The 11,091-nt window shown below is 62.5% G+C and carries 10 protein-coding genes; 3 read left to right on the top strand and 7 right to left on the bottom strand.

Features of this window, described 5'->3' with window-relative positions; translation table 11 throughout:
* Positions 1 to 7: 7 nt before the first annotated feature.
* From APH42_RS06635 to fabG, 3 genes are read right to left on the bottom strand one after another with little or no spacing between them, the layout of a single operon-like run.
* Positions 8 to 1,318, bottom strand: a complete 1,311-nt coding sequence (locus APH42_RS06635) for an aspartate aminotransferase family protein (RefSeq protein WP_060492986.1) — start codon at positions 1,316 to 1,318, stop codon at positions 8 to 10.
* Positions 1,319 to 1,329: 11 nt separating this feature from the next.
* Positions 1,330 to 2,880, bottom strand: coding sequence for an APC family permease (locus APH42_RS06640; RefSeq protein WP_060492987.1), 1,551 nt, complete (start codon positions 2,878 to 2,880; stop codon positions 1,330 to 1,332).
* Between the two features lie 41 nt (positions 2,881 to 2,921).
* Positions 2,922 to 3,695: a 3-oxoacyl-ACP reductase FabG gene (gene fabG / locus APH42_RS06645; protein ID WP_060492988.1), complete on the bottom strand. Its 774-nt coding sequence runs from the start codon at positions 3,693 to 3,695 to the stop codon at positions 2,922 to 2,924.
* 229 nt (positions 3,696 to 3,924) lie between these two features.
* Here fabG and APH42_RS06650 point away from each other — a divergent pair, with 229 nt between their 5' ends.
* The 3 genes from APH42_RS06650 (at position 3,925) to APH42_RS06660 (ending at position 6,871) form a co-directional block, all read left to right on the top strand.
* The gene (locus tag APH42_RS06650; RefSeq protein WP_060492989.1) at positions 3,925 to 4,935 is read left to right on the top strand and encodes a phosphotransferase enzyme family protein; all 1,011 of its coding nucleotides are present in this window, start codon (positions 3,925 to 3,927) and stop codon (positions 4,933 to 4,935) included.
* A 195-nt stretch (positions 4,936 to 5,130) separates the two neighbouring features.
* The gene (locus APH42_RS06655; protein WP_012271454.1) at positions 5,131 to 6,210 is read left to right on the top strand and encodes an AraC family transcriptional regulator; all 1,080 of its coding nucleotides are present in this window, start codon (positions 5,131 to 5,133) and stop codon (positions 6,208 to 6,210) included.
* A gap of 100 nt (positions 6,211 to 6,310) precedes the next feature.
* Entirely contained in the window at positions 6,311 to 6,871 is a 561-nt protein-coding gene (locus tag APH42_RS06660) for a nucleotidyltransferase family protein (protein WP_060492990.1), read from the top strand.
* A gap of 3 nt (positions 6,872 to 6,874) precedes the next feature.
* On the opposite strand, the gene APH42_RS06665 is transcribed toward APH42_RS06660, so the two are convergent.
* The 4 genes from APH42_RS06665 to APH42_RS06680 all read right to left on the bottom strand — a co-directional run bounded on the left by APH42_RS06665 (position 6,875) and on the right by APH42_RS06680 (position 10,974).
* On the bottom strand, positions 6,875 to 8,086 hold the full coding sequence (locus APH42_RS06665; protein WP_060492991.1) for an MFS transporter: 1,212 nt from the start codon (positions 8,084 to 8,086) through the stop codon (positions 6,875 to 6,877).
* Between the two features lie 167 nt (positions 8,087 to 8,253).
* Positions 8,254 to 8,769: a ProQ/FinO family protein gene (locus APH42_RS06670; protein ID WP_060492992.1), complete on the bottom strand. Its 516-nt coding sequence runs from the start codon at positions 8,767 to 8,769 to the stop codon at positions 8,254 to 8,256.
* Between the two features lie 111 nt (positions 8,770 to 8,880).
* Positions 8,881 to 9,435: a helix-turn-helix domain-containing protein gene (locus tag APH42_RS06675; RefSeq protein WP_012271450.1), complete on the bottom strand. Its 555-nt coding sequence runs from the start codon at positions 9,433 to 9,435 to the stop codon at positions 8,881 to 8,883.
* Between the two features lie 180 nt (positions 9,436 to 9,615).
* Positions 9,616 to 10,974, bottom strand: coding sequence for an aspartate aminotransferase family protein (locus tag APH42_RS06680; RefSeq protein ID WP_060492993.1), 1,359 nt, complete (start codon positions 10,972 to 10,974; stop codon positions 9,616 to 9,618).
* Positions 10,975 to 11,091: the final 117 nt, after the last annotated feature.

Consider the following 11,091-nt stretch of genomic DNA (forward strand, 5'->3'; position numbering starts at 1 on the left):
CACACCGTCACAGCTGGTGCAACACACGCTGCAAGGCGCTGAGGAACTGCTCGACGTTCTGCGCCGAGAAGCACAACTGCGGGCGGATCTTCAGGGCATTGTTGTCGGCCCCCGACACGCCGATCAGCATGCCTTCTTCCCGTAGCAGGTTGACGATACGCCGCGCCGTGGCGCCATCGGCAGCGCCCGACGGCGCTACCACATCCACCCCAATGAACAACCCCGCGCCACGTACCTGGCCAAGGCAGGCATGCTCGCGTGCAAGGCCCTCCAGGCCCTCCTTCAGTTGGCCCCCCACCTGCCGGGCATTCTCCTGCAGGCCTTCGTCCTCGATCACTTGCAGCACTGCCAGGCCCACGGCCGCAGACACCGGGTTGCCGCCAAAGGTGTTGAAGTAACTGGCGTTGCGGCCGAAGCGCTCCAGGATTTCAGGGCGCACCGTCAAACCTGCCAGCGGGTGACCATTGCCCATCGGTTTGCCCATGGTCACCAGGTCGGGCACCAGGCCATGGCGCTGGAAGCCCCACATGTGCGTGCCGGTGCGGCCAAAACCTGGCTGCACCTCGTCGGCGATGAACAGGCCACCCGCAGCGCGCACCGCCTCCACCGCTTCGACAAGAAAGCCGGCAGGGTCGGCGAACACGCCATCGCTGGTGAACAACGTGTCGACCAACAACGCAGCCGGGCGGATGCCATGACGCTGCATGTCGGCCAGCGCAGCACGCACCTGGGCGGCGAACTGCTGGCCAACCTGGTGCGGGGCGTGCGGCAGGTGCAACGGGGCGTCGACCACGCGGATATCACGGCCCAGCGGCACGTAGTCGCCCACCGACGGCGACAGCTCGGCGATGGCCGCCGTCATACCGTGGTAGGCATAGCGGGTAACGATCACGCCTGTGCCCCCGGTGTAGTCCCGGGCAATGCGCAGGGCCAGGTCATTGGCCTCACTGCCGGTGCAGGTGAACATCACGTTGCCCAACTGCGCCGGCATGGTCGCCAGCAGCTTCTCGGCATAATCGAGTACGCCTTCATGCAGGTAGCGGGTATGGGTATTGAGCGCAGCCGCCTGCCCGGCCAGGGCTTCGACCACACGAGGGTGGCTATGGCCCACCGAGGCGACGTTGTTGTACAGGTCGAGGTAGGCCCGCCCTGCCGTGTCGTACAGCCACGTACCCGCGCCGCGCACCAGGTGCAGCGGGTTGTCGTAGAACAGCTGGTAGGCCGGCCCCAGCAGGCGTTGGCGGCGCTCGATCAGGCGGCGCTCGGCGGCATCCAGGGCAGCAGCCTGCTCGGGCTGGAAGGCATTTACTTTCAACATGGTCGGTCTCCTCAGGTGTCCTGGCGGGCGTCGTCCATGACGATGCTGCCGATGATGTGGTACTTGCGGCGGTCGAAGTAACGGAAGTACAAGGCGATCGAGCCACCCAACGCGAAGCTGGCGGCGACGATCCACGGGATCAGCCGGAACAACAGCGATTCGGCCGCGCTGCCAGCGGCGAAGCTGAGGTTGGCGAACAGCAGGTAAACCACGTACAGCATGCCGATGCCGCCCAGCAGGGGCGCGAGGAAGGTCTTGAACCAATGGGCCTGGGCACGGCGTTGGGTGCCGACATGGAAGTAGCAGATCACGGCGAAGGCGCACAGCGCCTGGACGATCAGAATGCCCATGGTGCCGAGGATTGCCAGCAAGGCATACAAGTCGGCATACGGGTCTTTACCGGTGAGCAGGAACGCCAGCACGATCAGCGTGGCGATCACGCTTTGCACGGTCGAGGCTACATGCGGCGAGCCATGGCGGGCATGAGTACGGCCAACGGTGCGGCCTAGGAACACGAACAGGTTCTCCCGGCCCAGGGCATAGAGGTAGCGCGCGGCACAGTTATGGAAGGCCATGCCGCAGGCAAACGAGCCGGTCACCACCAACAGCTTGAACAGGCTCACGGCCCACTCGCCCAGGTACAAGCGGGTCGGCCCGTAGAACACCTCGGCGGCACTGGCCGGGTCCTGCGCCAGGCGAATGGCTTCGGCAGGGCCGGAACCGGCGATGGCCATCCACGAGACGAACACATAGAACACGCCGATGCCGATCACCGCGAGCAGCGTCGCCAAGGGGATGATCTTTTTCGGGTTGCGTGATTCCTCGCCGTACATGGCCGAGGACTCGAAACCCACCCAGGACCAGAAGGCGAAGAACAGGCCGATGCCAGCGTTCGCACCTATCACCCCCTCGGCTGGCCGGAAGGCGTTGAGCGGGTTGATTGACTCCACCGCCATGCCCTGCGGCCCACCGCCGTGGAACAGCACGGCAAAGGCCATCAGCCCCAGCATCAGGATCTCCAGCACCAGGCACAGCCCCAGCACCTTGGCAGTGAGGGAGATGTCGAAGTAGCTGAGCACGCCGTTGGCCAATAGCATGGCCAGGGCAAACACGATCCATGGCACATGCAGGCCGACGACACTGGCCAGCAGGTCTTCACAGAAGAAGGCGAAAATGCCCACCAACGCCGCTTCGAAAACGATGTAGGTCAGCGTTACGGCAAGCCCCGAGGCCATGCCCACCACCCGGCCCAAGCCATGGGAAATGAAGCCGTAGAACGCCCCTGTGGCGGTGATGTACTTGGCCATCTGTGCATAGCCAATGGCGAACAGCGCCAGGATGATCGTGGCCACCAGGTAGCCCGCCGGCGCGTACTGACCATTGCCGCTGCCGATGGCGATCGGCACGTTGCCAAGCATGGCGGTGATCGGCGCCGCAGTGGCAACCGTCATGAACAGCACACCCATCAAGCCCACTGCATTCTTGCGCAGGCGCTGCACCTCATGGGGCTGTGCCTGGCTGTCAAGCCGGCGCTCCAGTTCACCGCTGTAGGTCTCGCTCATCAGGATCCACTCCGTGCTTTTATGGTTTTGGTGGAAAAGGGTCAGGCCAGTGCTTGCAGGGACTCGGGCAGGATCTGCCCACCATCGATGATCAGGCTTTGCCCAGTGATGTAGCCGGCCTCTCTGGAAGCAAAGAACAACGCGGCATTGGCAATGTCCTCGACCTGGCCGAGGCGCTTGAGCGGAATGGACGCGGCCATGCTGGCCCGGTAGTCCTCGCCCATGCCCTGCAAGCCTTCGGTAACGATGTTGCCTGGCAGCAGGGCATTGATGGTGATGCCATCGCGGGCCAGCTCGATCGCTGCGGTACGCATGAAACCCAGCTGCGCTGCCTTGCTCGCGCCGTAGTGCGCCCAGCCTGGAAATCCGGTGACTGGCCCGGTGATGGACGAGGTCAGGATCACCCGGCCGTACTCGGCCCTGCGCAAATACGGCAGCGCCGCCTGCACGCAGAGGAAGGTGCCTTTGGCATTGGTGCCGAGCACCTTGTCCCAGTCGGTATCGCTCATCTCGGCCAGTGCGGCAGAGGGGAAGACCCCGGCATTGGCGCACAGTACATCGAGCCCGCCCTGGGTCTGCGCCACCTCTTCGATCATCCGCAGCACCTGCGCGCGGTCACCCACATCGGCCACCAGGCCGATGACGGCCAGGCCTTGATCACGCAAGCGGCTGGCGACAGCCTCAACCTTGTCCCGGTGCCGGCCACTGATCGCCACCTTGGCGCCCTGGCGGGCGAAGCCGACGGCGATGCCCAGGCCGATACCGCTGGTACCGCCGGTGACCAATACGCTTTTGCCTTGTAGTGAAGTCAGCATGCTCTAGCCCTCGATGCGCTGTTTACGCCAGTGATGGGGGCCGATGGTGGGCCGGCCGGCAGGTGGCGACTTGACCGCAGGGCACAAGTTGAGGGCTGCAGGATCAAATTCTCGAAGCGGCCCAGGCGGCTTGTGGCGTGTGGTCAAGATTTCGCGGTTTGCGGTCAAGCCAGTGGCGCGGGGCTCGACTCATGCTGGCAGCCAGACCCCTGCCAACGGAGCGTGCCTGATGACCAACGATCACCCATCTCACACCAGCCCTGCCGTGCTTGAACGTTTCGCCCAGCACGCGCTGGCTGGCTATGCCGATACCTACCAGGGCCAGATCGAGTTGCTGGTGCACTCCGAGAACGCCACGTATCGGGTACGGGGCTTGCGGCAACGGTATGTGATGCGTGTGCACCGCGCCGGCTATCACCAACACGCCGACATCGCCAGTGAACTGGCCTGGCTGGCCGCGCTGGAGCAGGCCGGCCTGGAGGTACCAGTGCCCATCGCCGGGGTGGACGGCGAAGCGATTCAAAGGGTCGAGCTGCCCGGCCTTGGCCATCGTTACGTGGTGCTGTTTCATTGGATAGAGGGCGGCGAGCCCGACCAGCAACAGTTGAATGCTTCGTTCCGCCGGCTTGGCGCCATCAATGCCCACCTGCATCGCCACGCCCGCAGTTGGCAACGCCCCGACAATTTTCAACGGCTGACCTGGAACCACCAAAGCATGCTGGGTGAGCACGGCCACTGGGGCAGCTGGCGCGAAGCGCCCTACCTGGATGCCCGGGGCAGCGCCTTGATCAGCGAAGCGGTACAGGTGATCGGCGCGCGCCTGGCCGGCTATGGCGAAGACCCATCACGCTTTGGCCTTATCCACGCTGACCTACGCCTGACCAACCTGCTGGTGCAAGGTGATCGCACCCGCATCATCGACTTCGACGACTGCGGCATGGGCTGGTACCTGCACGACCTGGCAGCGGCCCTGAGCTTCTTCGAACACCACCCCGACCTGCCGCAGTGGATCGACAACTGGCTGGCGGGTTACAGCAGCGTGGCCAGCCTGGATGCCAGCGACATCGCCATGCTGCCGACGCTGATCATGCAGCGGCGTCTGCAACTGCTGGCCTGGACCGGCACCCACCGCGGCACGCCACAAGTGGAGTGCCTGGGCCCGCAATGGGTCGAGCAGACCGTGGGCCTGTGCCAGCGTTACTTGCAGGAGCGGCCGGTGGGCGCACTCGCACGGGCATGATCGAAACAGTTTTGTAACCAAAGGCTACGCACCGTGCTGGTGCGCAGCCTGCGCCATGAGGGCCCCCGGCAGCGCCGCAATGAGTTGCCCTTGAGCGGTCGACAGGCTGGCGTACGGCCGTTGGCCCGGCGTGGAATGAAAATTGCTCCTTCATTTACCCAGCAACAGCCGGTAAACGACCGAGGAGGAAGCTTCGTGCACGTTATCCATACAGGCTCGCGCCAACCAGCGAGTGCCCCGCCTGGCAACTCGATAGGCATTCTGGCCTCGGCGGCGACCGGCCTGGTCGGCTTCATCGGCCAGCAAGGTGGCGATGCCGAACGCATCCTGGGGCGCGCCGGCATCGACAGCGAGCGCCTGGAGCACCCTACCCTCACCCTGGACCTGAACCAGTACTGCCAGGTATTCGAGGAGGCGGCTCGGCAAACCGGCAATGACAACTTCGGCCTGCGCTTCGGCCAGCAGTTCAAGCCCGACGCGCTCGGGCTGCTCGGCTACGTGGGCATGTGCTCTGCCACCTTGGGCGATGCCCTGCGCAACGTGGTCAACACCTTCCCGGTGCACCAGCAGAGCAGCCTGTTGCGGCTGGAGGAAATGGGCGAGTTCTACCGCCTGGACTACCAGGTGCAATACGGCGCCATCCTGCGCAAGCGGCAGGACGCCGAACTGTCGCTGGGCATGTTCTTCAACCTGATGCGCCATGCGCTGGGGCAAAACTGGGCACCCGAAAAGGTGTTGTTCGAGCACCCGCAACCCGAGGCCTGGCATGAGCACTGCAAAGTGTTCGACGCCCCGGTGCTGTTTGGTCAGCAGCGCAATGCGCTGGTGTTTCGCCGCAGCGTGCTCGACCGGCCAATGCCCGGCCGCGACCCACGCTTGCTGGCCATCGTCATCGAAAGCATGCACCTGCTCCGCGGCCAGGCCGGCACGCTCAACCGCCCAGGCATTGTCGATGATGTGAAAACTCAGGTTCGCGCCCTGTTGGGCGACGGCTACCCGAGCCTGGAGCAGGTAGCCGAGCAATTGCGCCTGCCCAGCTGGACCGTGCAACGCCGCCTGCAGGAGCAGGGGCTGAGTTTTTCGACCCTGGTCGACACCGTGCGCCAGGAGCTGGCGACCTATTACCTGCAGCAGTCGGCGCTGCCGATTTCCGAGTTGGCATTGCTGCTGGGGTACTCGGAAATCAGCGCGTTCTCGCGGGCGTTTCGCCGCTGGTTCGATGTCAGCCCCAAACAATGGCGCCAGGCGCACAAGGGGCAGAGGGTGGATGCCTAGCACTGGAGCTGCTGCTTGCGTGCATCGCATGCTTCGCGGATGTGCCCACTATCACAGGGTAAACTCGCTCCTTGGCAAGCAGCCTTCAAGGACGACACCCATGTATTCACTGACTGATGAACAGGTTCTGGCGACCATCCAGGAAAACCCGATAAACCGGGCACTGCTGGCCATCTTGCCAACGCTGGATATGCCTCACTGCATGCTAACGGCCGGCGCGCTGTTCCAGACCTTCTGGAACCAACGCGCCGGGCGGCCTGTCGCGTGGGGTATCAAGGACTACGACATCGCCTATTTCGACACCGACTTGTCCTGGGAAGCAGAAGACCGGGTTATCGCCAAGGTTCAGCAGGCGTGTGCGCACCTGGGCGTCAACGTCGAAGTGCGCAATCAGGCCCGCGTTCACCTGTGGTACCAAGCGAAATTCGGCGGCACCTACTCGGCATTGCACAAGGTTACCGATGGCATTGACCGCTACCTGATCCGCTCGACCTGCCTGGGCGTCGATGTGCTCACGGGCTCGTTGTACAGCACCCATGGCCTGGAAGACTTGCAGAACAACCTTTTGAGGATGAACGAACTGAATCCACGCCCCGACTTGTTCAAGGCAAAAGCTGCCAGCTACCGGGAGCGCTGGCCATGGCTTGAGTTGATCGAGTGAGGTCTACGCCATGGCGTTGTGCAAGTTGCCCTTGCGCCACACCAGCCGTCCGAGCGTAATCGACCAATTGAGCACGGATACCCCCAGCAGGATCAACAGCATCATCGACAAACCTTTGTCGATGATGATTTTGCCGGCAAGGAACGGGAACCCGAATACACCAACAAAATAAGAAAGGCTGAACAGCAGCAGAGACTGCGTGGTTGTGCCCTCTGGTGCCTCGTTCGCCGCGAGGCCGTTGATCACCGAATAGGTCAGGCCGTAGCCAACGCCCAGAATGACCGCTGCCAGGATGTACCCAAGGTTCCCGGCAACAACGTATTTGAACATCAATAACGCCACTACAATCAGCCCGGACAGCAGACACGACATCCGATAGGGATCACGCCTTACCACCACCCCCGCTACAAACATGCGCCCGGCAATGGCAGCACTCATGAAACCTATGAAGAAAACCGAGTAGTCGAGGGCTTTTTCATGGGCATAGCTGGTTTGAAAACTTGAAAGCCCGCCAAAGATCGCACCGCCCAGGCCTACCATCAGGATCGGGAATACAGCCCTTGAGCCCAGGACTTTTTGCGTTGCCTGCCAGGACAGTCTGGACACTGACGCGCTAAAGCGATTGGGTAATTGGACGAACGCATTGGCCATGCGCCAGAACAGCACTACGCCGATCAGGCTAGCCAGTGCTGCAACAAAAAAGGTGGCAGTGACCGGCAAACCCATTTGGCTAGCCAGGCGCCCGACCAAGGGCGCCGAGCCAATGCCGCTCATCATACTGCCCGAGAGCAATGCAAAATAGCGCGAGCGCTGTGCCGGGGGAACGATCGTTGCCACGATGATCGGGCCCAGGGTATAGAAAACGCCCCAGCCTATGCCCAGCAGCAAGCCGAACATCATCATCAGGTTTGTATGGCTGGCACTCATGGCAAACCCCACGTTCGCAGCCACCAGTGCCAGACCGCAATAAGCAATCGAGCGTGCAGCGCCGAGGCGATCTGACAAGTGCCCGGAAACCAGCACGGCAGCAAACGTACTCAACATGGCGGCTGAGATCACATGGCCCGCATCCTGCTCGTTGCCACCTTGGGTAGCCACCAGCAATGCAAGCAGGAAGGTCGAGCCATAAGACAACGACAGCAAGTAACTGGCAAAACAGAACACGCTGAACAGGGGCTTTGACACGCCCCTATTGCGTTCACCCTCGAAAACCATGAGAAACCCTGAGTGATTGGACCGAACACGCAGTGTGCGTGGCAGGCCGGAACAGGGTAAATCCAGGATTTTTGATCTGAAGGTAAGTTGCCACACACCTAACCCAGGCGGCAGCCCCCACAAGGGGCTGCCCTCCAGCGTGGCGACAGGGCAACGCGCGGCTTAATTCAGTCGGTAGTCTGCACTGCTGCGGTGTCGGCGGCGGAGGTCTGCGACTGCGACTGCGCTTTGGACTTCGCCCGGTTGCGGCGGTCCTGGCTACGTTGCCGCGAGGCTTGCTGCTTCGCATGCAGTGCCTGGGCGGCGGTCACAATGCCAGCTGCCTGCCCGTTCAGGTCCAGACGCGGTGCATCTTCCACCATGCTTGCCCAGTATCGAGCACCCCGGCACCACGTAGAAATGCCCAGTTTCAGCTGCTCACGGGTTAACCCAAGCAGCTCCAAGTGTTGCTCGGCATCCTTGAAAATGCCCTCCTTGAGCGGCACCTTGGGGGCAGGATTGACCGGAAAAGCCAAGGGAAAATGCTTCTGCAGAGGCCAAATCGCTGCCACCGCCGGGTCCTGCTCACGCGGCTTCGCCTGCGCGGGCGACTTGCGCTTGGGCGGTTTCGGGCTATCGGCCTTGGTCTGCCCTTTTTCCGCCCGCAGGCGGTCACGTAGCTCAGCTAGTTGTTCAAAACCCATCGTTCATTCACTGCTTCGAAGTTGTTTGCGTGGCATAAGGATACCCCATGCAGCCAGCATATTGCTTGCAGGCCAACTTTCCCGGCCAGCCGGATGCGACGCACAAGCCCCTCAGCTGAACACCCAAAGCACGCGCGTGGGCTTGTCGGTGAGGTTGGCGTAACGAAAACTGGCATGGGGTTGCAACTGAAAACTGTCACTGGCGCGCAGCGTGACCGGCTCACCGCCGTCCAGCCAGACGGTCAGTTCGCCTTCGAGCACGAAGCAGCCTTGCTCCGAGCTGTCGTCCAGGTACTCTTCGCCACTGCTGGCCCCCGGCTGCAAATGGCTATCGAGCATGGAGAACGCCCCCGTTATCGTGGGGGATGCCAGCACATCGGTGATGCCGCCGGCCAGATGCAGCGTGCGGCGCTCGTGAGGGCGGGTGACCCAGTCGAGCTCGCGGGGTTTGTCCAGCTTGTAGAAGTAGGCGGTCGAGACACCGAGCTCTTCGCTGATGGCAGTGAGGTCGGCCACGGTCGGGCGCGATACGCCGCGTTCGACCTGGGACAGAAAGCCTACCGAACGGCCGATGCGCTGGGCCAGCTCGCCCAATGTCAGGCCTTTGAATTTGCGCAGGTCGCGAATCAGTACTGCCAGGCCTTCGATTTCTTCGTGCACTTTCATAGTTGAATCGCGACTTTCGGATGGGTGATGAATGCCCTGAAAAGTACATGATTCATCTCACAAAGCAAAATGCTTCAGGGTTCGCTGGCTGTCAGCCAAGCCAGCGCCCACAGTTGCAATGCATGTCTCAACCCTGTGGGAGCTGGCTTGCCGGCGATGGGATGCGAAGCAGCCCCTTTCTTACCGAACAGCTTCGTACGTCAGGTCCAGGCACTTGCGAGCCTTCTCCACCAGCTCGTCGATCTCTTCGACACTGATCACCAGCGGTGGCGCGATGATCATGGTGTCGCCCACGGCGCGCATGATCAGGCCGTTGTCGAAGCAGTGCTGGCGGCAGATCATGCCGACACCTTTGCCTTCATAACGGGCGCGGGTGGCCTTGTCCTTCACCAGCTCGATCGCACCGAGCATGCCCAAGCCGCGGACTTCGCCTACCAGCGGGTGGTCGGCCAGTTCGCGCAGGCGTTGCTGCAGATAAGGTGCGGTTTTATCGTGCACCTGCTGGATGATCTGCTCGTCGCGCAGAATGCGCAGGTTCTCCAGGCCCACCGCAGCCGCTACCGGGTGGCCGGAATAGGTGAAGCCGTGGTTGAAGTCGCCGCCTTCGCTGATGACCTTGGCCACTTCGTCACGCACGATCACTCCGCCCATGGGGATGTAACCGGAGGTCAGGCCCTTGGCGATGGTCATCAGGTCGGGCTTGAGGTCGTAGTAGTCAGTACCGAACCACTCACCGGTACGGCCGAAACCGCAAATGACTTCGTCGGCGACGAAGAGGATGTCGTACCTGGCCAGGATTTCCTTGACCTTCGGCCAGTAGGTCTGCGGCGGGATGATCACACCGCCGGCGCCCTGGATCGGCTCGGCGATGAAGGCGGCAACGTTGTCCACGCCAACTTCGAGGATCTTCTTCTCCAACTGCTCGGCCGCCCACACGCCGAAGTCGGCCTCGGTCATGTCGCCGCCTTCACCGAACCAGTAGGGCTGCGGGATGTGCACGATATCCGGGATCACCCCGCCCTGCTGGTGCATACCGCTCATGCCGCCCAGGGCCGCGCCCGCCACGGTAGAGCCGTGGTAACCGTTGATGCGGCCGATGATGACGTTCTTGTTTTTCTTGCCCTTCAACGCCCAGTAATGGCGAACCATGCGCAGTACGGTGTCGTTGCCTTCGGAGCCGGAGCCTGTGAAGAACACGTGGTTCATGCCTTGCGGCGCCACATCGGCGATTGCCTTGGCCAGCTCCAGCGCAGGCGGGTGGGCAGTCTGGAAGAACAGGTTGTAGTAAGGCAGCTGCTTCATCTGCTGGCTGGCGACCTCGGCCAGCTCGTCGCGACCATAGCCGACCGCCACGCACCACAGGCCCGCCATGCCATCGAGAATCTTGTTACCTTCACTGTCCCAGAGGTACACGCCCTTGGCCGAGGTGATAATGCGCGGGCCTTTCTCGGCCAGTTGTTTGACATCGCTGAACGGGGCCAGGTGGTGGTCGCGGCTCAGCGCTTGCCAGGCCTGGGTCTGCGAATTCTGTTCACTCATTGACTTCACTCCATCAAGTTGCGCAGCGGTGCTGCGCGGGTATTTTCGTAGGTGGGCAAGGTGGCTGTTCAGGCGGACAGCAACAGCCTCTGGCGCAGCACCGAGCGCTGCCGGCAG

The sequence above is a fragment of the Pseudomonas sp. NBRC 111140 genome (assembly GCF_001320885.1).
GTDB classification, from domain to species: domain Bacteria; phylum Pseudomonadota; class Gammaproteobacteria; order Pseudomonadales; family Pseudomonadaceae; genus Aquipseudomonas; species Aquipseudomonas putida_P.

Excerpts from the sequence above, each read along its gene's own strand:
- APH42_RS06660 (WP_060492990.1), top strand. The coding sequence starts at position 6,311 with ATGTATTCACTGACTGATGAACAGGTTCTGGCGACCATCCAGGAAAAC.
- APH42_RS06640 (WP_060492987.1), bottom strand. The coding sequence starts at position 2,880 with ATGAGCGAGACCTACAGCGGTGAACTGGAGCGCCGGCTTGACAGCCAG.
- APH42_RS06635 (WP_060492986.1), bottom strand. The coding sequence starts at position 1,318 with ATGTTGAAAGTAAATGCCTTCCAGCCCGAGCAGGCTGCTGCCCTGGAT.
- APH42_RS06650 (WP_060492989.1), top strand. The coding sequence starts at position 3,925 with ATGACCAACGATCACCCATCTCACACCAGCCCTGCCGTGCTTGAACGT.
- APH42_RS06675 (WP_012271450.1), bottom strand. The coding sequence starts at position 9,435 with ATGAAAGTGCACGAAGAAATCGAAGGCCTGGCAGTACTGATTCGCGAC.
- APH42_RS06665 (WP_060492991.1), bottom strand. The coding sequence starts at position 8,086 with ATGGTTTTCGAGGGTGAACGCAATAGGGGCGTGTCAAAGCCCCTGTTC.
- fabG (WP_060492988.1), bottom strand. The coding sequence starts at position 3,695 with ATGCTGACTTCACTACAAGGCAAAAGCGTATTGGTCACCGGCGGTACC.
- APH42_RS06680 (WP_060492993.1), bottom strand. The coding sequence starts at position 10,974 with ATGAGTGAACAGAATTCGCAGACCCAGGCCTGGCAAGCGCTGAGCCGC.
- APH42_RS06670 (WP_060492992.1), bottom strand. The coding sequence starts at position 8,769 with ATGGGTTTTGAACAACTAGCTGAGCTACGTGACCGCCTGCGGGCGGAA.